At 67.5% G+C, this 26,061-nt stretch carries 25 protein-coding genes and 1 tRNA gene; 10 read left to right on the forward strand and 16 right to left on the reverse strand.

The genetic code is table 11. The features are described from left to right. Nucleotides 1-25: 25 nt before the first annotated feature. Genes AB0F51_RS19275 through AB0F51_RS19290 form a run of 4 tightly spaced genes read right to left on the reverse strand, consistent with a single transcriptional unit; the run spans nt 26 to nt 4,578 of the window. Complete coding sequence (locus AB0F51_RS19275) at nt 26-1,378, reverse strand: sugar ABC transporter substrate-binding protein (RefSeq protein ID WP_360281640.1); 1,353 nt, start codon at nt 1,376-1,378, stop codon at nt 26-28. A gap of 11 nt (nt 1,379-1,389) precedes the next feature. Further along, nucleotides 1,390-2,844 carry a ricin-type beta-trefoil lectin domain protein gene (locus AB0F51_RS19280; RefSeq protein ID WP_360281642.1) on the reverse strand — a complete coding sequence of 485 codons (1,455 nt, stop codon included), beginning with the start codon at nt 2,842-2,844 and terminating at the stop codon, nt 1,390-1,392. 10 nt (nt 2,845-2,854) lie between these two features. After that, entirely contained in the window at nt 2,855-3,718 is an 864-nt protein-coding gene (locus tag AB0F51_RS19285; protein ID WP_360281643.1) for a carbohydrate ABC transporter permease, read from the reverse strand. After that, on the reverse strand, nt 3,715-4,578 hold the full coding sequence (locus tag AB0F51_RS19290; RefSeq protein WP_360281645.1) for a sugar ABC transporter permease: 864 nt from the start codon (nt 4,576-4,578) through the stop codon (nt 3,715-3,717). The genes AB0F51_RS19285 and AB0F51_RS19290 overlap by 4 nt, the downstream gene beginning before the upstream one ends. A gap of 102 nt (nt 4,579-4,680) precedes the next feature. On the opposite strand from AB0F51_RS19290, the gene AB0F51_RS19295 reads away from it, so the two are divergent. Both AB0F51_RS19295 and AB0F51_RS19300 read left to right on the forward strand, forming a co-directional pair. Next, a complete protein-coding gene (locus tag AB0F51_RS19295; RefSeq protein ID WP_360281647.1) occupies nt 4,681-5,712 on the forward strand; it encodes a LacI family DNA-binding transcriptional regulator in 1,032 nt (343 codons plus the stop codon). Nucleotides 5,713-5,761: 49 nt separating this feature from the next. After that, entirely contained in the window at nt 5,762-6,577 is an 816-nt protein-coding gene (locus AB0F51_RS19300) for an EamA family transporter (RefSeq protein WP_360281649.1), read from the forward strand. 17 nt (nt 6,578-6,594) lie between these two features. Here the strand turns inward: AB0F51_RS19300 and sucD are convergent, their stop codons facing one another. Continuing rightward, nucleotides 6,595-7,485, reverse strand: a complete 891-nt coding sequence (sucD, locus tag AB0F51_RS19305; protein WP_360281651.1) for a succinate--CoA ligase subunit alpha — start codon at nt 7,483-7,485, stop codon at nt 6,595-6,597. A gap of 10 nt (nt 7,486-7,495) precedes the next feature. Continuing rightward, the gene (sucC, locus tag AB0F51_RS19310) at nt 7,496-8,653 is read right to left on the reverse strand and encodes an ADP-forming succinate--CoA ligase subunit beta (protein ID WP_360281653.1); all 1,158 of its coding nucleotides are present in this window, start codon (nt 8,651-8,653) and stop codon (nt 7,496-7,498) included. 170 nt (nt 8,654-8,823) lie between these two features. Here sucC and AB0F51_RS19315 point away from each other — a divergent pair, with 170 nt between their 5' ends. Beyond that, complete coding sequence (locus AB0F51_RS19315; protein WP_360281655.1) at nt 8,824-10,182, forward strand: OFA family MFS transporter; 1,359 nt, start codon at nt 8,824-8,826, stop codon at nt 10,180-10,182. Nucleotides 10,183-10,520: 338 nt separating this feature from the next. Here AB0F51_RS19315 and AB0F51_RS19320 read toward each other — a convergent pair whose 3' ends face one another. Together AB0F51_RS19320 and AB0F51_RS19325 are read right to left on the reverse strand one after the other, a co-directional pair. Further along, the gene (locus tag AB0F51_RS19320) at nt 10,521-10,682 is read right to left on the reverse strand and encodes a hypothetical protein (protein ID WP_360281657.1); all 162 of its coding nucleotides are present in this window, start codon (nt 10,680-10,682) and stop codon (nt 10,521-10,523) included. An 11-nt stretch (nt 10,683-10,693) separates the two neighbouring features. Beyond that, a complete protein-coding gene (locus AB0F51_RS19325) occupies nt 10,694-10,978 on the reverse strand; it encodes a hypothetical protein (protein ID WP_360281659.1) in 285 nt (94 codons plus the stop codon). A 127-nt stretch (nt 10,979-11,105) separates the two neighbouring features. Here AB0F51_RS19325 and AB0F51_RS19330 point away from each other — a divergent pair, with 127 nt between their 5' ends. The 5 genes from AB0F51_RS19330 (at nt 11,106) to AB0F51_RS19350 (ending at nt 18,411) form a co-directional block, all read left to right on the forward strand. Further along, entirely contained in the window at nt 11,106-12,830 is a 1,725-nt protein-coding gene (locus tag AB0F51_RS19330) for a thiamine pyrophosphate-binding protein (protein ID WP_360281660.1), read from the forward strand. Between the two features lie 13 nt (nt 12,831-12,843). Then, complete coding sequence (gene frc, locus AB0F51_RS19335) at nt 12,844-14,070, forward strand: formyl-CoA transferase (protein WP_360281661.1); 1,227 nt, start codon at nt 12,844-12,846, stop codon at nt 14,068-14,070. 35 nt (nt 14,071-14,105) lie between these two features. Then, nucleotides 14,106-16,250 carry an acetate--CoA ligase family protein gene (locus AB0F51_RS19340; RefSeq protein WP_360281663.1) on the forward strand — a complete coding sequence of 715 codons (2,145 nt, stop codon included), beginning with the start codon at nt 14,106-14,108 and terminating at the stop codon, nt 16,248-16,250. Between the two features lie 120 nt (nt 16,251-16,370). Further along, nucleotides 16,371-17,870 carry an Nramp family divalent metal transporter gene (locus AB0F51_RS19345; protein WP_360281665.1) on the forward strand — a complete coding sequence of 500 codons (1,500 nt, stop codon included), beginning with the start codon at nt 16,371-16,373 and terminating at the stop codon, nt 17,868-17,870. Between the two features lies 1 nt (nt 17,871). Beyond that, nucleotides 17,872-18,411: a hypothetical protein gene (locus tag AB0F51_RS19350; RefSeq protein ID WP_360281667.1), complete on the forward strand. Its 540-nt coding sequence runs from the start codon at nt 17,872-17,874 to the stop codon at nt 18,409-18,411. A gap of 44 nt (nt 18,412-18,455) precedes the next feature. On the opposite strand, the gene AB0F51_RS19355 is transcribed toward AB0F51_RS19350, so the two are convergent. The 4 genes from AB0F51_RS19355 to AB0F51_RS19370 form a co-directional block, all read right to left on the reverse strand. After that, the gene (locus AB0F51_RS19355; protein WP_360281669.1) at nt 18,456-19,217 is read right to left on the reverse strand and encodes a GntR family transcriptional regulator; all 762 of its coding nucleotides are present in this window, start codon (nt 19,215-19,217) and stop codon (nt 18,456-18,458) included. Between the two features lie 173 nt (nt 19,218-19,390). Beyond that, nucleotides 19,391-19,555: a hypothetical protein gene (locus AB0F51_RS19360; RefSeq protein WP_360281671.1), complete on the reverse strand. Its 165-nt coding sequence runs from the start codon at nt 19,553-19,555 to the stop codon at nt 19,391-19,393. A gap of 138 nt (nt 19,556-19,693) precedes the next feature. Then, nucleotides 19,694-20,656 carry a LysR family transcriptional regulator gene (locus AB0F51_RS19365; protein WP_360281673.1) on the reverse strand — a complete coding sequence of 321 codons (963 nt, stop codon included), beginning with the start codon at nt 20,654-20,656 and terminating at the stop codon, nt 19,694-19,696. 134 nt (nt 20,657-20,790) lie between these two features. Then, nucleotides 20,791-21,180 carry a helix-turn-helix domain-containing protein gene (locus AB0F51_RS19370; protein ID WP_360281675.1) on the reverse strand — a complete coding sequence of 130 codons (390 nt, stop codon included), beginning with the start codon at nt 21,178-21,180 and terminating at the stop codon, nt 20,791-20,793. A 91-nt stretch (nt 21,181-21,271) separates the two neighbouring features. On the opposite strand from AB0F51_RS19370, the gene AB0F51_RS19375 reads away from it, so the two are divergent. Beyond that, entirely contained in the window at nt 21,272-21,661 is a 390-nt protein-coding gene (locus AB0F51_RS19375) for a nuclear transport factor 2 family protein (RefSeq protein WP_360281677.1), read from the forward strand. A gap of 22 nt (nt 21,662-21,683) precedes the next feature. On the opposite strand, the gene AB0F51_RS19380 is transcribed toward AB0F51_RS19375, so the two are convergent. From AB0F51_RS19380 to AB0F51_RS19395, 4 genes are all read right to left on the reverse strand, one after another. Beyond that, nucleotides 21,684-22,394, reverse strand: a complete 711-nt coding sequence (locus AB0F51_RS19380) for a YdcF family protein (RefSeq protein WP_360281679.1) — start codon at nt 22,392-22,394, stop codon at nt 21,684-21,686. 34 nt (nt 22,395-22,428) lie between these two features. After that, complete coding sequence (locus AB0F51_RS19385; protein ID WP_360281681.1) at nt 22,429-23,367, reverse strand: aldo/keto reductase; 939 nt, start codon at nt 23,365-23,367, stop codon at nt 22,429-22,431. A gap of 158 nt (nt 23,368-23,525) precedes the next feature. Beyond that, entirely contained in the window at nt 23,526-23,822 is a 297-nt protein-coding gene (locus tag AB0F51_RS19390; RefSeq protein ID WP_360281683.1) for a hypothetical protein, read from the reverse strand. A 204-nt stretch (nt 23,823-24,026) separates the two neighbouring features. Then, nucleotides 24,027-24,100: transfer RNA gene (locus tag AB0F51_RS19395), tRNA-Arg, on the reverse strand. 216 nt (nt 24,101-24,316) lie between these two features. Here AB0F51_RS19395 and AB0F51_RS19400 point away from each other — a divergent pair. Then, a complete protein-coding gene (locus AB0F51_RS19400) occupies nt 24,317-26,011 on the forward strand; it encodes a PrsW family intramembrane metalloprotease (protein ID WP_360281685.1) in 1,695 nt (564 codons plus the stop codon). Nucleotides 26,012-26,061 lie beyond the last annotated feature (50 nt).

Genomic DNA, 26,061 nt, shown 5'->3' on the forward strand with positions numbered 1-26,061 from the left:
GCCCCGGTCCGGGGCGGCGGGCTGGTCAGCCGTTGACCTGGAAGCCCTGCTGGTTGCCGTAGGCCACCAATGCGTCCTGCCAGGCCTTGAGTCCCGGGTTCAGATCGGTCTTGGCCTGGTAGGCCTTGCCGACGGTGTCGCCGTAGATGCTGTTCGCGTACAGCTGGAACGGCAGGTAGCTCCAGTCCTTGACCACGGTGCTGGCCGCGCCGGTGAGCACCTGGTTGATCTGCTGACCACCGAAGTACGCGCTCTTCTTGTCGACGAAGGCCGGGTCCTTGAGGTCGCTGACGGTGGACGGGAAGCCGCCGCTGGCCAGGAACGGCTTCACGCCGCCGTCGTGGTTCAGCCACTTGACGAAGGCGGCCGCGAGTGCCGGGTTGGCGCTCTGCTTCAGCACCGACTGGGTGCTGCCGCCGTTCTCCGCGGTCGCGGGCTGTCCGTCGTACGTCGGCATCGGGGCGACCGCCCACTTGCCGGCGCCGGCCTTGACCGACGACTCCAGGACGCCGGGCATCCAGGCGCCGATCGGCAGGGTCGCGATGGTGCCGTCACCCAGGGCCTTGAACCACTCGTCCGACCAGCCGGGGATGCTCGAGACCAGTCCGCCCGTGACGAGCTGGTTCCATACCCCGGTCCACTTCTGCGTCCCGGCGTCGGACAGGTCGATGGTGACGTTCTTGCCGTCGGTCTTGAACGGCTTGCCGCCCGCCTGCCAGATCATGCTGGTGGTGAAACCGGCGTCACCGACGTCGTTGGTGATGAACTTCTTCGGGTCCGCGGCGTGCAGCTTCTTGCCGGTGGCGATGTACTCGTCCCAGGTCTTCGGCACGGTCAGGCCGTACTTGGTGAAGACCTCCTTGTTGTAGAACAGCGCCATCGGGCCCGAGTCCTGCGGCAGGCCGTAGAGTCCCTCGCCGGCATGCACGGCCGTCCAGGTCGACGGCGTGTAGGCCGACGACAGGCTGTCGAAGCCGTACTGCCGCAGGTCGACCAGCGAACCCGGCAGGGCGAACTGCGGCAGTGCCTGGTACTCGATCTGCGCGACGTCCGGTGCGCCCGAGCCGGCCTTGATGGCGTTCTGCAGCTTGGTGTAGTGGTCGTTGCCGGTACCGGCGTTGACGTAGTTCACCTTGACGTTCGGGTACTCGGCCTGGAACGCCTTCACCTGGGCTTCGGCCGAAGGGGTCCAGCTCCAGTAGGTGATGGTGCCGCCCTTGGCAAGGGCCTCCTTCACCGCGTCCGGGGAGGCCTGCGGCTGGTCGCCGCCCGCGGTGTCCGAACCGCCGCCACAGGCGGCGAGCACGAGCGACGCTGCGGCGACGGTGGCGATGGCGCCGGCGAGTTGCCGGAGACCGCGCCGATTACTGCTCTTCATGATGGATCCCTTCACTGTTCCCACTGCTGGTTGCTTTGGCCGTTGCAGGCCGAGACGATGACCGGGCTTCCGTTCGCGGTGCCGGAAGCTTCGAGGCAGAGACCTGGTCGGCCGATGCTGGAGATGGACAGATCCGGGTTGTGTTCCCAGGTCTGGTCGGACCCGCCGGTGCAGCCGGTGATGATGGCCGGGCTTCCTGCGGTCGATCCGTTCGGGGTGAGGCACTTGGTGCCGTAGATGGTGATCTGCTTGTCCGCGGTCGGGTTCCACGCCTGGTTGCCTCCGCCGTTGCAGTCCCACAGGTCGAGCGCGGTGCCGTCGGTGGTCGAGAACCCCGGTACGTCGAGGCAGCGGCCGCTGGCGACTCCGCGCAGCTGCTCACCCGGCGGTGCCGGCGGAAGGTCGTTGACCGGCTCGTTCTTGAGCAGGCCCCAGCCCCACTGCAACTGCGCCAGACCGCTTGCGCTGTTGACCTCGAGGTTCGAGGGACCGACCTGGGTCGTCAGGGAGTAGGAGTCGCCGGTGCGCAGGCCGGGCCAGTAGACGACACCCATGCCCTGCTCGCGGGCGACCTGGGTGAGCGCACCGAAGTACGCGGTGGAGACGTTGCCCTCGTGGTTGCCGTAGTTCAGCCCGATCGTCATCGGTGAGCCGGCCTCGTCGATGATCGTGCGCCAGCCGTACTCGCCGATCCGCGGCCTGAGGTTGTCCAGCCACTCCTGCTCGGTGGTGGCGTCGTCCCAGAAACCGTAGAAGTGCAGGGAGAGCAGCGTCCCCTTCAGCGCGGCCGCCGCGCCGACGCCGGTCACGTTGTCGTTGTAGCCGGTCCCGGAGATGACCACCCGGCCGCGCGGAACGTCCTTGTGCTTGGCCAGCCAGGACGAGGTGAACGACACCCACTCGTCGGTCGAGTACCCGAACGGCTCGTTCATCGGTTCGAAGTACACCCGCGGGTTCTTCCCGTACGCCGCGACGACGGTGCTCCACATCGCGTCGTACGCGGCCTGGTCGTCGACCCGGCCGTCCTTGGCGTTGTTGGCCTCCCAGTAGCTGAGGATGACCTTGAAGCCCTGGCCGGTGGCGGCGTCGATCGCGCCGCGGTAGGACCGCCACCAGTCGGTCCCGACGCTGGACGGGTTGATCGGCAGCCGGACCGTGTTCGCCTTCAGTTCCTTGCGGAACTCGCCGACGATGCCGGTGGCCTTGGCGTAGGTGGCGACGTAGCTGTCAGCGGTGCTCAGGCCGGACGGGACGACCTCGTCCGAGGCGTAGTTGTCGCGCGGGTCGGCCCAGTTCACGCCGCGGAACTCGCGGGTGCTGGTCGGTCCGGTGGTGGCCGAAGCGGTGGCGTCGGTGGCGGCGGTAGTGGTGGCGGTGGCGGGGGGCGCGATGGCCGGGGCGGCGACGAGCGTGCTGGTCACCAGGACCAGTGCGGCCGCGGCGCTCCGCCAGACTGCAGTTCTCATCAGATTCCTTTCACTGTTTGACGCTGCCGGCACTCAGACCGGACTGCCAGAACCGCTGGAGCAGGAGGAAGGCGACGACGAGCGGCACGATGGTCAGTACCGAGCCGGTGATCACCAGGTTGTAGATCGGCCGGGCGCCCACTCCGGTGGCCTGGTTGCTCCACTGGGTCAGCCCGACGGTGAGCGGGTAGAGGGTCGGCTTGCTGAGCATGATCAGCGGCAGGAAGTAGTTGTTCCAGGTGGAGACCACCGCGAACAGCAGCACCGTGACGATGCCAGGGGCAAGCAGTCGCAGCGCGACGGTGAAGAAGATCCGGATCTCGCCGGCCCCGTCGATCCGGGCCGCCTCGAGCAGTTCGTGCGGTACGGCGTCGGTGGCGTAGACCCACATCAGGTAGAGCCCGAACGGGCTGACCAGCGACGGGATGATGATCGCCCAGACGGTGTTCGTCAGCCCGAGGTTGGAGAACATCAGGAAGGTCGGCACGGCCAGCGCGGTACCGGGGACAGCGACGGCTCCCAGCAGTACGGCGAAGACAGCGCGCCGGCCCGCGAACTTGTACTTCGCCAGCCCGTAGCCCGCCGCGGTCGCGAGCAGGGTGGCCCCGCCCGCGCCGACCACGACGTACAGGAGGGTGTTGCCGAGCCAGCGCAGGAAGATGCCGTCGTTGTAGGTCAGCGTGTCCCGGATGTTGGCGAACAACGCGAACTGCTTCCCGAACCACAACCCCGAGGTGGACTGCAGGTCGGTCTGGGTCTTGGTTGCGCTGATCAACAACCAGAGCAGCGGGACCAGCGTGTAGATGAGGTAGAGCGCCATCATTCCGGTCAGCAGCGGCGAACGCTTCGGCCGCAGCGGCGAGGTGGTGCTCACAGTGCCTCCCGGGAACCGCGCAGCTGGACGACGTAGGCGATGATCGCGGTGAGCAGGCCCATCACGATCGCGACCGTCGCGGAGTAGTTGAACTGCTGGCCGGCGAAGGACAGGTTGTAGGCGTACATGTTCGGCGTGTAGTACGTGGTGATCACGTTCGGCGCCAGCACCCGCAGGATGTTCGGCTCGTTGAAGAGCTGGAAGCTGCCGATGATCGAGAAGATGGTGGCGATCACGATGGCGCCCCGCAGTGCGGGCAGTTTGACCGCCCGGATGGTCCGGAGCGTCCCGGCCCCGTCGATCGCGGCCGCCTCGTACAGGTCCTCGGGGATCGTGCGCAGGGCCGAGTAGAAGATCAGCATGTTGTAGCCCACGAACTCCCAGGTGACGATGTTCGCGATCGAGGGCAGCATCCAGGACTTGCTCAGCGGCTGGATCGAGCTGCCGAGCAGGTCGTTGAGATCGGCGGCCAGGCCGAAGTTGTTGCCGTAGATGAAGCCCCACATCAGCACCGCGACCACCCCCGGTACGGCGTACGGGAGGAAGATCACGATCCGGAAAAAACTCGCGCCGTGCAGCCGGGCGCTGTCGATCGCGAGCGCGGCGAGCAGGGCCAGGATCAGCATCACCGGCACCTGGACGACCAGGAAGGCCAGCACCCGCAGGAACGACTCCCAGAACTTGGCGTCCTGGATCACCGCGGCGTAGTTGTCCAGCCCGACGAACACGGTGCCGCCGAAGAACGCCTGGTCGCGGAACAGGCTCAGATAGATCGCGTACCCGATCGGGGCCAGGAACGTGAGCGCGAAAACGGCGAGGAACGGTCCGACGAAGACCCATCCCCTGGTATCTCGGTGCATCTGCCTGCGGCCTCCGATGTTTACGTCAACATTTCTGACCGGAAAGGTACTGTGTTGACGTCAACATGTCTATAGTTCGGCGAGAGCCCGAAGGAGCTGCCGATGACAGTGGACGACAGTCCGGTACGCCGCCGGCGTGGACCGTCGATGGCCGACGTGGCCCGGCTGGCCGGTGTTTCGGGCCAGACGGTGTCGCGTGTCGCCAACGGGCGGCACAACGTCGACGCGGCCACCCGGGACCGGGTGCTGGCCGCCATGCGCGAGGTCGGTTACCGGCCCAACGGCGCGGCGCGGGCGCTGCGTAACGGGCGGTTCCGCAGTATCGGCGTGATCGTGTTCGAGCTGTCCAGCTTCGGCAACACCCGCACCCTCGACGCTGTGGCCACCGCGGCCACAGCCAGCGGGTACGCCGTACACCTGATGCCGGTGCTCGATGCCACCCAGGCGGCCCTGACCGGCGCCTTCGACCGGCTCGGCGAGCAGGCCGTCGACGGGGTGATCATCCTGATCGAGGCACACCAGCTCGACGAGGCGGAGGTCATGCTGCCCGACGGGTTGCCGGTGGTCGTGGTGGACTCCGACGCGGAGTTCGACTACCCGGTGGTGGATACCGACCAGGCTCAGGGTGCCCGGATCGCCACCGAGCATCTGCTGGATCTCGGTCACAAGACGGTCTGGCATCTGGGTGGTCCGGCCACCTCTGTCGCGGCCTCGCGACGGCTGGCGTCCTGGCGCAAGACGCTGCAGGATCGCGGCTGCCCGGTTCCCCCGGTGCTGATGGGCGACTGGTCGACGGAGTCGGGGTACGACGCGGGGCGCGAGATTGCTGCGAACCCTGACGTGACCGCGGTTTTTGTCGCCAACGATCAGATGGCGCTCGGTCTGCTGCATGCCCTGCACGAGCACGGTCGGGAGGTGCCGGGGGACATCAGTGTCGTCGGTTTCGACGACAAGGAGGAGGCGGCGCACTTCTGGCCGCCGCTGACGACGGTCCGGCAGTTCTTCTCCGAGGTCGGCCGCCGCAGCGTCGATGCGCTGATCAGCCAGATCCAGGCCGGCGAACATCATCACCAGCCCGTCTCGGTGGACACCAAGCTGATCGTCCGAGCCAGCAGCGGGCCGCCGCGGAAGTGATCGTCGTCGAGTAGACAGTGTCTACCCTCAGGGTGTAGACACTGTCTACGTGACGGTGGTGGGGATTCTGACGGTGGCCGCGCTCTGCCATGCGGCCTGGAACTTGTTGATGAAGAAGTCCGGGCAGCATGGGCCGCAGTTCGTCTGGCTGTGTTCGGTGATCGGGGCGCCCGTTTCGTTGGGTCTGCTGGTTTGGTCCGGTCTGCAGGGCGAGCTGGCGAGGTCATGGCCGGCCGGTCTGGTGAGCATGGTCCTGCACACGGTTTATGCAGTGGTGCTGCAGTGGGCCTACGGCAGTGGTGCCTTCTCGGTCGTGTACTCCGTCAGTCGCGGGATGACCCCGGTCCTCGTCACTCTCGCCGCGATTCCCTGGATCGGTGCGCCGTCCCTGAGGGTGTGGTGTGGAGTGGCCGCCGTACTGGGGGGAGTGCTCGTGATGGACCGGGTCGCACCTGGCCGGGGGAGCGGGAGAGGGTTGGCGGTCGCGGCCTGCAGCTGCGCCTACACCCTTTGGGACAGCTATGCGATCGCTTCGCTGGGCGTCAGCGTGCTGCCCTATCTCGCGGTCGCCAGCGTCGGCCAGGTGCTGGTGCTGAGCCTGGTGGTGAAACCGCGTCGTGGCAGTCTCAAGAACTGGCGCCAGGCGCTCCCGATCGCAGTACTGACGCCGGCCAGCTACGGCCTGGTCCTGGTCGCGATGTCCCTGTCACCAGTCACCACCGTCGCGGTCGGCCGCACCCTGAACGTTGTCATGGGCAACATCCTCGGCATCCTCGCATTCCGCGAAAAGCTCACCCTCGCCACCCTGACCGGCCTCACCGCGGTAGTAGCCGGCATCCTCCTCGTCTCAATCGGAACCCGATGAACGACTTTCTCAGGGGATTAGTGCACGAGGAGTTGGTCGAGGGCTGCTCGCATCAGGGTGGCGGTTTCGGTTGGGGTTTTGCCGACCTTGACCCCGACCGCTTCGAGCGCCTCCTGCTTGGCGCGCGCAGTGCCGGAGGAGCCGGAGACGATGGCGCCGGCGTGGCCCATGGTCTTGCCCTCAGGCGCGGTGAAGCCGGCCACATAGCCAACCACCGGCTTGGTCACGTACTCCTTGATGAAGGTGGCCGCGCGTTCCTCGGCGTCGCCGCCGATCTCGCCGATCATCACGATCGCCTCGGTCTCGGGATCGTCCTGGAAGGCCCGCAACGCGTCGATATGAGTGGTCCCGATGATCGGGTCGCCGCCGATGCCGATCGCGGTGGTGAAGCCGTACTCCCGCAGTTCGTACATCATCTGGTAGGTCAGCGTGCCCGACTTCGACACCAGCCCGATCCGGCCGGGGCCGGCGATGTCGGCCGGGATGATGCCCGCGTTCGCCTTGCCGGGACTGATCAGGCCGGGGGAGTTGGGCCCGATGATCCGCGTGCCCGCCGCCTGCGCGTGGGCGAAGAACGCGGCCGTGTCGTGCACCGGCACGCCTTCGGTGATCACCACGACCAGCCCGATCCCGGCGTCGACCGCCTCGATCACCGCGCCCTTGGTGAACCTCGGCGGCACGAACACGATCGAGACGTCCGCACCGGTCGACTTCACCGCGTCGGCGCACGACCCGTAGACCGGGATCGACCGCTTGGCGAAGTCGACCGACTGGCCGCCTTTGCCCGGCGTCACGCCGCCGACGATGTTGGTGCCGGCGGCAAGCATCCGGGAGGTGTGCTTCTGCCCCTCGGCCCCGGTCATGCCCTGGACCACGGCCCTGCTCTGCTCGGTCAGGAAGATTGCCATCTCAGTCTCCTCAACGCCCTGTTGCGGCCAGTTCGGCGGCGCGGTCGGCGGCGCCGTCCATGGTGTCGACCACTGTCACCAGCGGGTGGTTCGCCTTCGCAAGGATCCGCCGGCCTTCCTCCACGTTGTTGCCGTCCAGCCGGACCACCAGCGGTTTGTCCGCCTCGGCGCCGAGCAGCTCGAGGGCCTGCACGATCCCGTTGGAGACGGCGTCGCACGCGGTGATGCCGCCGAACACGTTCACGAACACGCTGCGCACCTGCGGGTCGCCGAGAATGATGCTGAGCCCGTTCTTCATCACCTCGGCCGACGCCCCGCCGCCGATGTCGAGGAAGTTGGCCGGCTTCACCCCACCGTGTGCCTGACCGGCGTACGCGACCACATCGAGCGTGGACATGACGAGTCCCGCGCCGTTGCCGATGATGCCCACGGAGCCGTCGAGCTTGACGTAGTTCAGCCCCTTCTCCTGGGCCGCCGCCTCCAGCGGATCCGCGGCCGCCTTGTCGTCGAAGGCCGCATGATCGGGATGCCGGTACGCCGCGTTCTCGTCCAGCGTCACTTTCCCGTCGAGCGCCTCCAGCGAGCCGTCGGCCAGCTTCACCAGCGGATTCACCTCAACCAATGACGCGTCCTCCGCGATGAACACCTCCCACAACGCCTGTACTACGGACGCCGCGTCGGCGGGGAGGCCCGCAGCGGTGACGATCTCCACTGCCTTCGCCGCGTCGACGCCGATTGCGGGGTCGATCGAGATCTTCGCGATCGCATCGGGGTTGCTGTGTGCGACCTCTTCGATCTCGACGCCACCCTCGGTGCTCGCGATGCACAGGTAGTTGCGGTTGGCCCGGTCGACCAGGAAGGAGAAGTAGTACTCCGCGGCGATGTCCGCGGCCGGCGCGAGCAGGACCCGGCGGACCGTGTGTCCCTTGATGTCCATGCCGAGAATGTCGCGAGCGCGCTCGGTCGCCTCGGCCGGTGTCGCGGCAAGTTTGACGCCACCCGCCTTGCCCCGGCCGCCGGCCTTCACCTGGGCCTTGACCACGACCCGGCCACCCAGCTCCTCGGCAGCCGCGGCCGCGTCCGCAGCGTCTTCGACCACTCGGCCCAGGGTCACCGGCACTTGATGCCGGGCGAAGAGTTCCTTGGCTTGGTACTCCATCAGGTCCACAGAAGTCCTCCTCGATCGGTCTGCGGCCGACTGTATGCTGTATGCACTCCGGTCACAAGACCTTCTCAACTCTGGACAAGCGGTAGCGCAGAGGAGTACCAAAGACCACATACGGTATGCAGTACTCAATCCTTCCCCGCCCCGCCACCCCAGTCACGCAGGAGGCGCTGATGACAGCACGGGATGTTCGTGACGTGTACGGCCGCCAGTACCGGGTCGGTGAAGACGCCCGAGAACTCACCGGGCATCCGAGGCGCTGGCAACTGTGGGCCGCCTGGGCCTGCATGGTGGCCATCAGCCCCTTGCAGTACTCCTTCGGCACGGCGGCTCTCGACCTGCAGTCAGGTCGCGGTTGGGGTGCCGTCCAGACGATGTGGCTGCTGGCGATCTTCGTTGCTTGTCAGGCCTTGGTCGCGATCCCCGCGGCCTGGCTCCAACGGGTACGCCGGGTGACACCGACGCGCCTCGTCGTACTGGGTGGGGTGTTTGCTGCAGCCGGGCTGGCGACGTTGGCTCATGCTGCGAGCTATCCGGCTGTTGTGCTCGGGTACGCCGTGATCGGTGGCACCGGCGCGGGTCTCGTGTACGCCGCCTGCATCACGACCGCCGGTCGGTGGTTCCCCGACAACCGGGTCGCGACGATCGGGTTCGTCACCGGCGGGTTCGCTGTCGGTGCCGTGCCGAGTATCGCGTTGCTGACCGTCGCCGACCATCGCTTGGTGTTCGACCTAGCTGCCGCGCTGGCATTGCTCATCGTGCTGACAGCAGGCGGCGTCCTGAAGGATCCGCCGCGGCACTGGTGGCCGGCTGAACTCGACGCGCAGGCCTGGGCCGTCGACCGCAAACTCAACCGCAGCATCCCCAACAACATCCCCGCTGCCCGGCACTACCGTCCAGGCGAGGCGATGCGCACCGGAGCGCTCCCGCTGATGTGGTTGACCCTCGCACTCAGTACTGCGCTGTCGCTGTTCGGCATCGCCTTCGTCGTCAGCTATGCGATCCAGGCGCAGCTCGGGCTGGCCGTGGCTGGCTTCGCCGCCGGATTGCTTGCTGCGGTCAACGGTCTCGGCAGGTCCTTCGCCGGCCAGCTGTCTGATCGGTTCGGCCGTCGGCGGGTGCTGGCCGCAGTACTGATGATCGAAGGGCTGACGCAGGTCGGGCTGGTGCTGGCGGGTGAGGCCGGCGCGGGGTGGGCCTTCGTGCTGTTCGCGATGTTCGCCGGTCTCGGCGGCGGTGCCTTCTACGCGATCATGGCGAATCTGGTGCTCGAGTTCTTCGGCGAGAACAGTCTGCTGCAGAACCAGGCGATCCTGTACAGCGCCAAGGCGGCCGGTGGGCTGGTCGGAGTCGGTGTCACGGCCGGCCTGGTCGAAGCGATCGGTTATCGACCGGTCTTCCTGGGTGCCGGCCTCCTTGGTCTGGTCACCGCCCTGAGCGTGCGGTTCCTCAAACAACCAGGGCGACCGTCGCTCACGGTCCGATCCCAACTCGGCACCCCGGTCGCCGGAGTAGTACGGCCGGGTAAGTGACCTACGGCCGGGTGGCGAGGCCCGAACCGTGTGTGCTGGAACTGGTCTCCAAACTCGCGCGAGAACCGTGGGCGGATCGACCGACCTGCGTCCATCCGGTGCTCGGCTCGATCGCCAGGATGGTCCATGACCACAGTACGAAGGCCGGGCGCCGGGCGCTGTTGCCCTTGGCCCCGGCCTTCCTGGGGACCGCGCGGGCCGGCTTCGAAACGTCGGCCCGGTTGGTCGCGCTCTGTATATCGACGGCTCTCACGACAGCGGGCGAGCTGACCCGCGACGAACACGCACGGTTGTCCAACGCGCAGCGCACCGCGCTCCATCTCCTGGGCAAGGAGGAATCACCAGGCGGGACAGCTCGCTGGTGGTTGCCACCCCTTGACCGGATCGGTCTGGGCGAACCGTTCTATCGCACCTTCGTTGCCGGCGAACACGCTGCCGAAGCCGTGGCCGTCACCGCGCGAGCGGCGGACGACGGACAGCTTCGGCAGCTGCTCAAACAATGTCTGGCGCTTCAGGGGGCTCGGCGGCCGGGTGCGCCCAGCCCTTCGTGGTCGGCGTCGCCGGTGGCCCAGAGGCCGTGGGTGTAGTCGTCGTCAGGGATCGCCACCAGCTCGTACGGACGCGGCGTACCGAGCTGGTCCTCGAGTCGGCGCAGGTCGGCCGAGCATCGCGCGACGTCGTCCAGCAGGCGCAGTACGTCGAGGTGCGGGCCGAGCTGGTTCCGCAACGCTGCAAGGGCTTTCTCGAGGTTCTGGACCGCGCGGCGGGTCTGGCCGAGTTCGTCGTGGATCGTCATGGCAACTCCCTGCTGAGCTCTGGACAACGGGATCGACGGTGCGATATGACTAACGACTACCACATACGGTATGCAATCTACAGGCTGATATTCCAGTACGGCCTTCCTCCGAGGAGATGACTGCCAGATGGCGCAAACAGTGTCCGAATCAAATGCGGTGACGCAGGTGACCGAGCCGGAACCGAGTACCGCCACGATCTCGGGCGGGCATCTGGTGGCCAAGGCGCTCAAGGCGGAGGGGATCGACGTGATCTTCACCCTCTGCGGCGGGCACATCATCGACATCTACGACGGCTGCGTCGACGAGGGTATCGCCGTCGTCGACGTCCGCCACGAACAGGTCGCGGCGCACGCCGCCGACGGCTACGCCCGGATGACCGGCAAGCCCGGCTGCGCCGTGGTGACCGCCGGCCCCGGTACGACGGACGCCGTGACCGGCGTCGCGAACGCCTTCCGGGCCGAGAGCCCGATGCTGCTGATCGGCGGCCAGGGCGCTCTGAACCAGCACAAGATGGGGTCGCTGCAGGACCTGCCCCACGTCGACATGATGACGCCGATCACCAAGTTCGCCGCGACCGTGCCGCACACCGCACGAGTGGCCGACATGGTCTCGATGGCGTTCCGCGAGTGCTACAACGGCGCTCCGGGCCCGTCGTTCCTGGAGATCCCGCGCGACATCCTGGACAACTCGGTCCCGGTCGAGTCCGCGACCATCCCGGAGGCCGGCCGGTACCGAGCGTCCACCAAGAGCATCGGTGACCCGGCGAACATCGAAGCGCTGGCCGACCTACTGGCCAGGGCCGAGAAGCCGGTCGTCCTGCTCGGAACGCAGGTGTGGACCGCACGTGGCAGCGACGCGGCGATCGAGTTCGTCCGGAAGCTGAACGTACCGGCGTACATGAACGGTTCGGCGCGGGGCACCCTGCCGCCCGGCGACCCGCACCACTTCCACCTGTCCCGGCGGTACGGGTTCAACAACGCCGACCTGATCCTGATCGTCGGTACGCCGTTCGACTTCCGGATGGGCTACGGCCGCCGGCTGCCGAAGGGCGCCACCGTCGTGCAGATCGACATGGACTACCGGACCGTCGGCAAGAACCGCGACATCGACCTCGGCCTGGTCGGCGACCCGGGAGCCATCCTGGCCGCGGTGACCCAGGCGTCGTCGGGCCGGATCGCGAAGGCCGGTGACCGCAAGGCGTGGTTCAGCGAGTTGCGGGCGGAGGAGGACGCGGCGTACCAGAAGCGGCTGCCGCGGCAGCTGTCGGACGCCAACCCGATCCACCCGCTGCGGCTCGCGCACGAGATCAACGAGTTCCTCACCGAGGACTCGATCTACATCGGCGACGGCGGCGACATCGTCACCTTCTCCGGTGGCGTCGTGCAGCCGAAGTCGCCCGGCCACTGGATGGACCCGGGACCGCTCGGCACGATCGGTGTCGGCATCCCGTTCGTGATGGCGGCCAAGTACGCCCGGCCGGACAAGGAGGTCGTCGCGCTGTTCGGCGACGGCGCCTTCTCGCTGACCGGCTGGGACTTCGAGACGCTGGTCCGGTTCAAGCTGCCGTTCGTCGGTGTGGTCGGCAACAACTCGTCGATGAACCAGATCCGCTACGGCCAGGAAGCGAAGTACGGGCAGGACCGGGGCCGGATTGGGAACACGCTCGGCGACGTCAAGTACGACCAGTTCGCCAAGATGCTCGGCGGGTACGGCGAGGAGGTCCGCGACCCCAAGGACATCGGGCCGGCCATGCAGCGGGCCCGCGAGTCCGGCCTGCCGTCCCTGATCAACGTGTGGGTCGATCCGGACGCCTACGCGCCCGGAACGATGAACCAGACCATGTACAAGTAGCGGGAGGACGATGATGGGCAAAGCCCTTGAAGGCGTTCGCGTACTCGACATGACGCACGTGCAGTCGGGACCGTCCTGTACCCAGATCCTCGCCTGGCTCGGCGCCGACGTGATCAAGCTCGAGGCGCCCACCGGTGACATCACCCGTCAGCAGCTGCGCGACCTCCCGGACGTCGACAGCCTCTACTTCACGATGCTGAACTGCAACAAGCGCAGCATCACCCTGAACATGAAGTCCGAGCGGGGCAAGGAGATCTTCACCGACCTGGTGAAGAACTCCGACATTCTGGTGGAGAACTTCGCGCCCGGCGCGATCGACCGGATGGGCTTCACCTGGGACCGGCTCCAGCTGATCAACCCGGAGCTGATCTACGCCTCGATCAAGGGCTTCGGGCCGGGCCGGTACGAGGACTTCAAGGCCTACGAGGTGGTCGCCCAGGCGATGGGCGGCGCGATGAGCACGACCGGGTTCGAGGACGGTCCGCCGACCGCGACCGGAGCCCAGATCGGTGACTCCGGCACCGGCATCCACCTGGTCGCCGGCATCCTGGCCGCGCTCTACCAGCGGACCACGACCGGCAAGGGCCAGCGGGTCAGTGTGGCGATGCAGGAGGCCGTGCTCAACCTGACCCGGGTCAAGCTGCGCGACCAGCAAAGGCTCGCGCACGGGCCGCTGAAGGAGTACCCGAACGACAACTTCGGCGACGAGGTACCGCGGTCGGGCAACGCCTCCGGTGGCGGCCAGCCCGGCTGGGCGGTCCGGACCGCGCCCGGCGGGCCGAACGACTACATCTACGTGATCGTCCAGCCGCCCGGGTGGGCGCCGATCGCCACGCTGATCGGCAGGCCCGAGCTGGCCGACGACCCGGACTGGGCCACACCGACCGCCCGGCTGGACAAGCTCGACAAGATGTTCGAGCTGATCGAGGCCTGGACCGAGCAGCACACCAAGTTCGAGGTGATGGAGAAGCTGAACGCGCTGAACGTGCCGTGCGGCCCGATCCTGTCCACCCGGGAACTGATCGAGGACGAGACGCTGGCCGAGCTCGGCGCCGTCGTCGAGGTGAAGCACCCGCAGCGCGGCACGTTCAAGACCGTCGGCTGCCCGATCAAGTTGTCCGACTCGCCGGTCCAGGTGGAGACCTCACCCGGGCTCGGCGAACACAACTCCGCGATCTACGGCGCGCTCGGCATCGACACCGCCGAACTCGAAGAGCTCAAGGCCGCCGGCGTCGTCTGAGCCACCACCCACCCCGCTTCTGAGGAGCTTCAGGCATGACATATGACAAGGCAGCTGTCCAGACCGTCCTCGATCAGGCGCTGGCGGAAGGCCGCACCTCGCTGAGCGCACCCGAGGCCAAACTGGTCGCGGACGCGTACGGCATCCCGACCCCGGGGGAAGGGCTGGCCACGTCTGCCGAACAGGCCGCCGCCCTTGCGGGTGAGATCGGCTTCCCGGTCGTGCTGAAGATCGTCTCGCCGGACATCCTGCACAAGACCGAGGCGGGTGGCGTGGTGGTCGGGGTCGACAGCGCCGAGGCCGCGGTCTCGGCGTACGAGCGGATCGTCGCGAACGCTCAGGCCTATGACTCCGATGCGGCGATCACCGGCGTCCAGGTGCAGAAGATGCTGGTCACCGGCGGTGACGTGCAGGAGGTCATCGTCGGTGCCGTCACCGACGAGACGTTCGGCAAGATCGTCGCCTTCGGTCTGGGGGGCGTCCTGGTCGAGGTGCTCAAGGACGTCACCTTCCGGCTCGCGCCGACCACCCCGGCGGAGGCCCGCTCGATGGTCGACGGGATCGGCGCGCACGAGATGCTGAACGGCGTCCGCGGCGCCAAGCCGGTCGACAAGGATGCCATCGCCGCGATCATCACCAAGCTGTCCGACCTGGTCGAGGACTTCCCGCAGTTCGCCGAGGTCGACCTCAACCCGGTGCTGGCCGGGCCGGACGGTGCCACCGCGGTGGACTTCCGGATCATCGTGGACGCCGAGGCCGGCAAGCCGGTGGAGCGCTACAGCCAGGACGAGATCCTGACCGCGATGACCCGGATCATGAAGCCGCGGGCGGTGGCTGTGATCGGCGCCTCGAACGAGGACGGCAAGATCGGCAACTCGGTGATGAAGAACCTGGTCAACGGCGGCTACCAGGGCGACATCTACCCGATCAACCCCAAGGGCGGTGAGGTGCTCGGGTTGAAGGCGTTCCCGTCGATCACCGACGTACCGGGTGAGGTCGACGTCGCGGTGTTCGCCGTACCGGCCAAGTTCGTCGGTGGGGCGCTCGAGCAGTGTGGGCAGAAGGGTGTGGCCGGGGCGATCCTGATCCCGTCCGGGTTCGCCGAGACCGGTGAGCAGGAGTTGCAGGACGAGGTCGTCGCGATCGCCCGCAAGCACGGCGTACGGATCCTCGGCCCCAACATCTACGGCTACTACTACCTCCCGGAGAGCCTCTGCGCGACGTTCTGTACGCCGTACGACGTCAAGGGCAGTGTCGCGCTGTCGTCACAGAGCGGCGGCATCGGGATGGCCATCCTGGGCTTCAGCCGGTCCAGCCGGATGGGCGTGTCCGCGATCGTTGGGGTAGGCAACAAGGCCGATATCGACGAGGATGACCTCCTCACGTTCTTCGAGACCGACGACAACACCAACCTGATCGCCATGCACCTGGAAGATCTCAAGGACGGCCGGGCCTTCGCCGAGACGGCTGCCCGGGTGTCCAAGAAGAAGCCGGTCGTCGTGCTCAAGGCCGGCCGCACCGCTATGGGTGCCCGGGCGGCGAGCTCGCACACCGGTGCGCTGGCCGGGAACGACAAGGTCTACGACGACATCCTCCGGCAGAGCGGCGTGGTCCGGGCGCCGGGGCTGAACGAGATGCTCCAGTACGCCCGGGGCATCCCGCTGCTGCCGACGCCGAAGGGCGAGAACGTCGTCATCATCACCGGCGCCGGTGGCTCGGGTGTCCTGCTGTCGGACGCCTGTGTCGACAACGGGCTGCAACTGATGACGATCCCGCCGGACCTGGACGCCGCGTTCAAGAAGTTCATCCCGCCGTTCGGGGCGGCCGGCAACCCGGTCGACATCACCGGCGGCGAGCCGCCGTCGACGTACCGGAACACGGTCGCCCTCGGCCTCGAGGACGACCGGATCCACGCCCTGATCCTGGGCTACTGGCACACGATCGTGACGCCACCGATGGTGTTCGCGAAGCTCGTCGCCGAGGTGGTCGAGGAGTACCGGGCCAAGGGCATCGACAAGCCCGTGGTCGCCTCGCTGTCCGGTGACGTCGAGGTGGAAGAGGCCAGCCAGTACCTGTTCGAGCACGGCATCGTCGCGTACCCGTACACCACCGAGACACCGGTCCAGGTGCTCGGCGCCAAGTACCGCTGGGCCCGGAACGCGGGTCCGCTCGGTTCGTAGTCGTATCCCTTTCAGCTGCAGGCTCTGTAACACCTAGGAGGCGGTGATGCGTTTGGTCCGGGGGGAGTGCACGGGGAAGCGATAAGTCTCGTCAGCTGGCGTCGATCTAAGGAGTCCGCCTTGGACGTCACAAGCAAGACCTCAGAAGTACCCGAAGAGCCCGCGGCAGCGGCTGCCACCGAGCGGGTCTGGAAGGCCGGCCGGCTCGAACCGATGCCGATCCGGCCGCTGCCGCCGGCTCCGCCCTCCCTGCACATCCTCGGTCCGACCGTCTTCCTGGTCGCGCTGGGCGTCGGCATGGGTGAGTCCTACATGTGGCCCCGGCTCGTCCTGGTGTTCGGTCCGGATATCCGCTGGTTGTTCATGGTCGGCGTCACCCTGCAGGCGTTCGTGCTGCTGGAGATGGCCCGGTACGCGATGGCGACCGGGGAGAGCATCTTCTTCGGCGCGGCCCGGGTGTTCAAACCGTTGATGTGGTTCTTCTACGTCGCCGCCATCCTGATCTACATCTGGCCGGGACACCTGTCGGCCGGCGCGGCCGCGTTCGAGGAGATATCCGGCATTCCCTGGCAGGTCTCGGCCTGCGTCGCCCTGGTCTTCGTCGGCGTGCTGTTCAGCCTGCTGTCGGTGATCTACAACTTCCTGGAGAAGCTGCTCGGCTTCCTGATCGGCTTCCTGGTGGTCGGTACGTCGATCATCGCGGCGATCGTCGGCAGCTGGGACGACCTGGCCCAGACCGTCTCCGGCATGTTCGCGTTCGGGTTCTTGCCGGACAAGGCGTTGTCGGACGTCTGGTTCCCGATCCTGGTCGGCTCGATCGCCTTCGCGGGCCCGTCCGGTATGCAGCAGATGTGGTACACCCTGCAGTTGCGCGACAGCGGGGCCGGCATGGGTGCGCACATCCCGAAGATCCGCGGCCTGCGGTCGTCGGCCGAGGCGGAGTCGATGCCGTCGCGGGGTTACATGTTCGACACCGAGAACCCCGAGGAGATGAAGAAGTGGAAGGGCTGGCGCAAGTGGGTCACCTTCGACGCGCTGCTGCTCTTCTGGGGCATCACGATGCTGGTCACGATCTCCTTCACCGTGCTGGCCATGTCGGCGGCCCGGGAGAATCCGGACGTGGCGAACCTGATCGAGGGCGGTGACCGGGAGGCCGCGCTGAAGGCGATGTCGGATGCCTTCGCCTCGGCCGGCAGCCCGATCCTGGGCACGTTGTTCTTCGCCTTCATCGCGCTGATCGGCCTGAACGCCACGCTGGGCCTGTTCGACTCGTTCTCCCGCGGCCAGGCGGACATGACGTACTACTTCATCCCGGGCGCCAAGCGCTTCTCGATGTCCCGCCTGTACGCCGGGTTCCTCTGGGGCGTGATCACCTTCGGCATCCTGATCCTGCTGTTCGGGCCGGCCGACGGTCCGGCCGGGATCCTGGACATCCTCGCCTTCCTGTCCACGTTCGCGATGGGTGCCTACTGCATCGTGTTGCTCCTGGTGAACAACAAGCTGCTGCCCAAACCGATCCGGCCGGGACCGGTCCGCAACGTGATCATCGGCTTCGGCGCGGTGTTCTACCTCGGCATGCTGTTCTACAGCCTGGTGCGCTTCGGCGTGGTCGTGGGCTGACATGGACAGGGTGTTGGTCAGGCAGCTGGCGGAGTTCTCCGTCCCCGCTGCCACCGTCGGAGTAGCAGCCGGTTTCGTCGCCGGTGGGTTGGCCGCGTTCGTCGGTCAGCCCATCGGCTGGGCCCTGGTCACCGGACTCGGGCTCGCCGTACCGCTGATGGTGTTCGGCGCCGGGTACGCCGTACTGCTTGCTCTCGGCAAGCTTCCGGCCGGGGTGTTCGCACCGGCGGCGGTCTACTGGGTGATCGGCTTCCCGCTGGCCCTGATGGCGCACGCGGTGGTCACCGAGTGGACAGTCGCCGGTACGCCGGGCCTGCCGGCGGAACCGCTGAAGTTCCTCGCCTTCCGGGCCTTGCTCAGCATGGGATTCGCGATCGGCTTCCTGTGGATGCACGAGCAGCTCGGCCGGCACTGGTGGCCTCGGATCCTCGACCACAACCGCTACGCCCGCCGGGTCGTCGAGCAGTACGTCGAACTCGCGACCTCACTGGCCGAACGCAAAGCAGCCACCAAGCGCAAGCCTCAACGCAACGCTGCCTGACCGACGAACCCGCAAGCTCTGAGCTTGCGGGTTCGTCATTTGATTCAGTCGGTACTGCGGCGCCGGCGGGTGGCGGGCTTCTTCTCCGGGGCCGGCGTCTCCGCGGGCTCGGCGCCGGACTGGAGGTCGTGGTAGGCCTTGCGGGTGTGCTCGGTGTGCTCGCGCATGATCTGCGCGGCCTTGTCCTCGTCGCCGTCGCTGATCGCCTTCACCAGCCGGGTGTGCTCGCGCCAGGAGGCAGCACCGCGAACCGGTGCGACGGGCGTGTAGTACCAGCGGACGCGACGGTCGACCTGGCCGGCGAAGTCGACCAGGAAGCGGTTGCCCGACATCTCGGTGATCAGGCCGTGCAGCTCGGCGTTCGTCCGGACGGCGCCGTCGATGTCGCCGGACTCCTGCAGGCCGGCGCCGACCTTGCAGAGCTCCTTGAGCTTGGCCACCGCGTCCTTGCTCGGGTTGCGGGCCGCCAGTCGCGCCGACTCCGACTCGAGCGCCGCGCGGGCCGCGAGCAGTTGGTCCACCTCGTCCTCGGCGGGTACGTGCACCATCGCGCCGAAGCCCGGTCGGAGGTCGACCCAGCCCTCGTTGTTGAGCCGCTGGAGAGCCTCGCGCACCGGCTGACGGGAGACGCCGAGCATGCCGGCCAGCTCCACCTCGACCAGGTGCCGGCCACGCTCAAGGGTGCCGTCGATGATCATCTCGGTCAGCGCCTCGTAGACCGACTCACGCAGCGGCGTCGGTCGCTTGACGTGCCGCACGCCGGGGGAGTCGGAGGTGGCATCCGGGCCCGCGCTGAGTGTGGTCATGAGGTCCTTCCCCGCTGGTGATGGAGAACAAGGTGGCACTTGGTAGACAGTCTACCAAGTGCCGTGGTGGATCGTCCTGCTCCCGGTGCTCCGGATCCCTGCATTCTGCCCCGCGGGGAGTCCGCCGCCGCGCAGGCCTCGCGGGTGTCCGGAGCACCGATCGGGCTTGTTGATCAGGCGGCAGTGGTCACGCGTTCGGACCGTCGGTCGCCATCGGTGTTCGGGTCCTCGTGCTGCTGGAGTTCGACGTCGCTGTCCAGCTCCTGCTGCAGCTCCGGTGCGTCCGGGAACTGCGGCCGGGCCGCCAGCGCGCCGAACCTACGGGTGAAGATCATCATGCCCTCTCATCTGGGTTGGAATTCTGCCTTCTGTATACATTCAACCAGGCAAACTCACCGGTTATGCCCACGTCTCACGTGATCCGGATTACGTGAGACGTGATCCCGGTTACAAGCCTGTACCCAGGCAGAGCCTGTCTAGCGAGCGAGCTGGGAACCCATCAGGTGCACGTCGAGCAGTTCGTCCAGCGCGGTGTGTACGCCGGCCTGCCGGGCGACGTCGAGCAGGGCACGGGCGAGGACGGGCTCGGGACTGCGTGCGGCGATCACCAGGCCGACACGTGGACCGTGGGCAGGGCTCTTCAGCGGCACGACCTTCATCCCCGCCGGTACGCCGAACATGTGCAGCCACGCGTGGGAGATGACCGTCGACCAGTGGTTGCCGCGCAGATGGCTGTAGAGACCCGAGACGGTGTCGCTCTCGATGGCCGGGGTGGCGGTCACGCCGTCGTCGGTGAAGTAGCCGTTCATGATCCGGCGGTTCCGCATCTGGGGTGACAGCAAACAGAGCGGTTGCTCGGAAACCTGCGCCCAGGTGGCGACCGGCAACTCCGCGAGGTCGCCGTCCTCAGGGGTCAGCAGGAGATAGCGCTCCTCGTACAGGGGAGTCTTGCGGACCTGGCCGAGGGTGTCGTCGTCGAGATAGGTCATCGCGACGTCGAGCTCGAACTCGGCGAGCTTCTGGGTGATGTCGCGCGACGAGAGCGACTCGATGGTCACCCGGGCCTGGGCGTGCCGAGCGCAGAACGGGGTGGTCAGCAGCGAGACGACCGGCATGGCGGTGGGGATGGCGCCGAGCCGCAGCGTGCCGGTGAGGCCGCCGCGCATGACGGAGAGCTCGTGCCGCAGGGCGTCTTGTTCGGCGAGGATGCGTTGAGCCCAGAGCAGCACGCGTTCGCCTTCGGGGGTGAGGCCCTCGAACCGGCGGCCGCGCCGGACGATCGGGACATCCAGCTCCTGCTCCAGCTTGCGGATCGCGGCGGACAGCGACGGCTGGGAGACGTAGCAAGCGTCGGCGGCGCGGGCGAAATGCCGCTCCCGGGCAAGCGAGACGAGGTACTCGAGCTGACGCAGCAGCATGGCGATCAGCCCCGCTTCCACGAACTGCCGACGGAATACCGTTCGTCTGTATACATAATCCAACCCTACGCGGCTGTCTTTGCGGCGGGAAGATGTCAGACGTGATCCAGGTCACATACAGAGCCTGCCGCCGCCGTGGCAGGAGGTGGTGGCGGTCAGCGGTCGTCGTAGGCGTCTCGGGCGGCTAGGACTTCGGGGATGTGGTCTTCGGCCCAGCGGCAGAGGGCGGTGAGGGGGCCCTCGAGGGTGTGGCCGAGGGGAGTCAGTTCGTATTCGACGCGCGGGGGGACCTCGGCGTACGTGCGTCTGGTGACCATGCCGTCGCGTTCCAGGTCGCGGAGCGTGTCGGTCAGGACCTTGCCGCTGATGCCTTCGAGGGCGGTCCGGATGTCGCCGAAGCGCATCGGGCCGCTCTCGAGCACGGCGACGATCATCGCGGTCCACTTGTTCGCGATCCGGGCCAGCGACGTGCGGGACGGGCACTGGCTGGACAGCACGTTCCAGCTCCGGCCCGACGGGGGAGAGTAGGTTTTCGGTTGCGACATCGCGGCCCGCCCATTAGTTACGTTGAAGTTAACAGTCACCAATAGTAAGTATTGGCCTCCAGCAGGGCAAACAACCAAATCTGGAGGCATGATGAGCGACCCGGTGGCAGTGGTTCAGCAGTACTTCGCGGCGTTGGCGGCGAAGGATTTCGCGACGGTGGCGACGTTGTGGGCCGAGGACATCGTCTGGCACCAGCCCGGCGGCAACCGGTTCTCCGGCACGCAGCGCGGCGCCGGCGCGGTGAACGCGATGATCGGCGGCATGATGGAGGTCAGCGAAGGCACCTTCGAACTGGCACTGACCGGACCGCCGATGCTGAACGGCGACCTGGTGGCGGCGCCGATCCACTTCAGCGCGAAGCGTTCCGGCGCCGACCTCGGCCAGGACGGCGTCGACCTGCTGAAGGTTGCCGACGGCAAGATCGTCGAAGCCTGGCTGTTCAGCTCCGACCAGCCCGCCGAAGACGCCTTCTGGGGCTGACCCCTTCTGGAGCCTTCAAGCCTCAGTGTCCAGCCGGACGGATCAGCTCCGGATGCTTCCTGGTGAGGTTGCTGTAGGCATCGAGTACGGCGGGCGGCAGGTCCACCCGGTCGATGAAGTTCCGGCCGCGTGGACCGTACCCGTTCTCGTCGTCCCGCAGCCGCCGGACCTCCCCGAGCACCAGCGACACGAACCGTTCGCGCTCCCAGATCGCCGGCCCGCCGGCCGCCGCCGCGACGCCGTACGGGCCGATCCAGGGAATCACGGGCGCGAAGCTGATCAGCTCGGTGCCGGGGAGATCCCGGAACGACCGCTCGAACGATGCGTGGGTCCGCCGCTGCATCGTCGGGTCCTGCACAAGCAGGATCCGCTGCCCCCGATCGACGAGCGCACGAGTGAACTCAGCGTTCTCCCCACAGTTGGTCGACTGATCCTCGACCTCGATCACCGCAGCCGGTACGCCGTACTGGCGGATCAGCAGGTCGCGGAAGATGTGCGCCTCCGGTCGAGGGTTGCGCTCGCCGACCTTCGCCAGCAGGTGCCGCGTGGAGTGGCCGATCCCGCCGCTGATCAGGATCCGCGGCACCAAGCCGGCTCGCCAGGTCTCGGCAGCCACCTCGAGGGACTCCAGGACGGCGCTGCCCATCAAGACGAGCAGCCCGGCGTCGACGGGGATGCTGACATCCCGCCGCGCCAGGTAGTCCGAGATGACCGTCACTGTCGGAGCGTCCACTAGCCCAGTCTGACTGCCTGGGACCTCTTATGAGTCAGTCGGAGGGGATGGCGTCGAGGGTGGTCAGTTGGTCGGGGGTGAGGTGGATCGAGGCGGCCGCGACGTTCTCGGCGAGGTGAGCAGGGTTGCCGGTGCCGGGGATTGCCAGGACGTGGGGACCCTTGGCGAGTGTCCAGGCGATCCGGATCTGGGCGGTGGTCGCGCCGTGTTCGCGGGCGATCGCGGCGACCGGGTCGGACTCGGCAACCCCGCCGGCTTCGCGGCCGCTGGCGGTAACCGCAAAGAACGGTACGAAGGCGATGCCCTGGGCCGCGCAGATCTCCAGCATGGAGTCGTTGACCCGGCCGAAGCCAACGCCGTACCGGTTCTGTACCGCGACCACGGGCGCCAACTCCTGCGCCTGCGCGAGATGCTCGACCCGCACGTTGGACAACCCCAGATGCCGGATCAGGCCGGCCTGACGCAGCTCGGCCAGTACGCCGAAGTGCTCGGCGACCGAGTCGAGCCCGGACTGACGCAGGTACACCAGGTCCAGCGTCTCCAGGCCCAGTTGGCGCAGGTTGCCCTCGACCAGACCGCGCAGCTGGTCCGGCCGGGCGAGGCCGTGCTCCGTCGGCCCGACCTTGGTCGCGATGACGAGATCGTCGGGGTAGGGGGCCAGTGCCTGCCGGATGGCCTCGTTGGCCCAGTCGAGACTGTCGAATCCGTGCCGCTCCCCGGCCCGGCCGACCGAGGGGTAGAAGGCGGCGGTGTCGATGTGGTTGATCCCGAACTCGATGACCCGGCGCAGCAGGCCGGTCACCTGCCCGGCGCTGGTGGCCGAACCGCCGCCGAGGCGTTTGGCGCCGAACCCGATCCGGTGAATGTCCTGCCCGGCCAGGTTCCAGACGCCGGCCGCTTTCGCGGACTTGCGCTCTGTCTCTTGAAGTGCTACAGTTGAGCTGAGATCTGCGTTCACATCTGTCTTCTGCATGAGGACAGGTTAACCCGAGGCCTGTTGTCAGGGCCAGGGCTGTGACCAGATCTTTTTCTGTGCCGCCGGTTTCTTCCGGCCACCGACACCAGGTTTTTTCGGGGAATCAACGCGGAATTCGCCCGCCGCTGACCGCGGCGGACGAATTCACCTGCGGATTACGTGTACAGCACGTACAGGTACCAGGTGGTCCAGCCGCTCTGCTGGCAGTAGTAGTTCGAGATGACGCCCCGAACCTGCAGCTTCGCGCCTTCGCTCTCGCAGGTGTCGCGGGCCCAGTACCAGGTGTAGTACTCGTAGTCCTGGACGATGCTCGGACTGTTCGCAACGGTCTGCTGGACAGCAACAGCCGGGCCGGTGGTCGTGGCCGGCGCCGCGCTGGCGGGAGCGGCGCCCGCCAGCAGTGCACCGCCGAGGGCCAGCGTGGTGACCCCTGCAGCGACGAGTTTGTTCATCGGATTCTCCTCAGGCATATTTTTCAATGGCCATCGAATTGCTCGAATGATCGGCGACGGCTGGCCAGTAATAACCTTCGCTGAATTCGACGGTAAGGCGAGGAGGAAGCCGATCGCCAGCTATTCCAGTCTCGCCTAAGTGTCAGCCGCCAGGGTTTAGTGGCAGCCTCGGCCGGACTGGTGGCGCGCGAGGAGAGGAAGGGGCGCGCCCGGCAGGATTCGAACCTGCGACCAACGGATTAGAAGTCCGACGCTCTATCCAGCTGAGCTACGGGCGCCCGGCCGGGTCGGGCCCGGCAGAATCAGAGTCTCTCAGATGGCAGGCCGATCACGCTCGTGGGTTCCTCCCGCGCGGCCGGCGCGGCGTACGGGCCGGGGCTCGTACGGCGTACGGGCGGCTCTGGCTACTGCGAAGTACAGGGTTGTCGTTCCATCCCGGTAACGCTGAGTGGGCGGTCCTGCCGAGGTGAGGGCTCTACAACTAGGCTGCCTGCATGAGTTACCCCTCAGGAGGCACGCCCGAGTCGCCACAACCGGCGGGGGCGGCCGTCGGCGAGCCCGGCGCACAGCAGCCCCAGCCCAACGTGCTCGGCACACATCCGGTGCCCGGGCAGCGGCGGAACCAGGGCATCCTGATCGGGGTCGTGGTGGCGGTCGCCTTCGCGATCGCCGGCCTGGGCATCTTCGCGATCGTGGCGAAGTCGACCGGCGCGGGCGGGTTCATGTGGGGCCTGGGCTTCGCGTTCATCCCGGTGATCCCGGTGATCGCCCTGTACCTGTGGCTGGACCGCTACGAACCGGAGCCGACCAAGTACATCCTGGTCGCGCTGTGCTGGGGCGCCTTCATCGCCACCCTGGCGGCGATCTTCATCAACACGACGGTGTCGGAGTGGATGCACGAGACCGGCAGCGGCGGTGCCCGGTCCGCGGTGTTCGTCGCGCCGCCGGTGGAGGAGTTCGCGAAGGGCTCGATCATCCTGATGCTGGCGCTGCTGCGCCGCAAGGAGTTCGACGGCATCATCGACAGCCTGGTGTACGCCGGCATGGTCGGTGTCGGCTTCGCCTTCACCGAGAACATCCTGTACTACGGCCGCATCTTCCGGCAGCTGTCCGAGGAGGTCGGCAGCGACGAGGGTCTGCGCGGCGCGTTCATGCTGTTCGTGATCCGCGGGCTGATCTCACCCTTCGCGCATCCACTCTTCACTTCCTTCACCGCGATCGGGATCGGCATCGCGGTCCGGCATCGCAGTACGATCGTGCGCTTCCTCGCCCCGGTCGTCGGCTTCCTCGCCGCGGTGCTCGCGCACGGGTTGTGGAACGGCGGCGCGAGCTGGGCCGGTGGCGGCGGCTTCATCACCGTCTACCTCTTCCTGATGGTGCCGATCTTCATCGCGATGGTCGTCTTCGCTCTGGTGATGCGATCACGCGAAGGCCAGATGATCGCGTCGCGGCTCTACGACTACGTGCGGTTCGGCTGGCTGGTTCCGCAGGACGTGCCGTTGATCGCGACACTGCGCGGCCGGAAGGCGCTCCGGCAGAACGCCAAGCGGTACGGCTCCCAGGCGGAGACGGCGGCCAAGGCGTTCCAGCAGAACGCGACCGAGTTGGCCTACCTGCGAGACAAGATCGTCCGCCAGGTGATCGGCCCGGAAGCGCTTGTCACCGAGAAGCGGCTGCTGGACGAGCTCCGGGCCCGGCGGCCTAGCGTGCCGTTCCCGCCGATGCCGGCGTTCGCGCAGGCGGTTCCGCAGTACCAGGGTGCTCCGCAGGGGGCGCAGTACTACGGCGGGATGGAGTACGGCGGCGCGCAGTACGGGGGAGCGCAGTACGGCGGGCCGCAGGGGCCGGGTGGGCCAGCGGGTCAGGTGTCGCCTGGTCAGGTGCCGCCGGGTCAGGTGGGGCCGGCTGGGCAGGGGATGCCGCCTGGGGGGCCGGATGGTCGGCCGCAGGATCAGCCTCGGCCGTACGGACAGCCTGGGCAGCCTGCTGGGCAGCCGGTTCATGGTGGGTACCAGGGAGACGCGGGGGCGGGTGGGTACCCGCCCGGCCAAGGGGGTTATCCACCGGCCCAGCCGGGGTATCCCTCCGGGCAACCCGGCTACCCCGCGGGCCAGCCCGGTTACCCACCGGGACCCCCTGGACCGCCCGGAACGCCGGGAGGATACGGTCCCTATCCACCGCCGCAGTGACTGCCACCCGTCCACGCCGCCAAACGGGGATGAAGATGACTTTGCTTCTG

Origin of the sequence: Kribbella sp. NPDC023855 (assembly GCF_040639475.1) — a bacterium.
In the GTDB taxonomy this organism is placed as follows: Bacteria; Actinomycetota; Actinomycetes; order Propionibacteriales; family Kribbellaceae; genus Kribbella.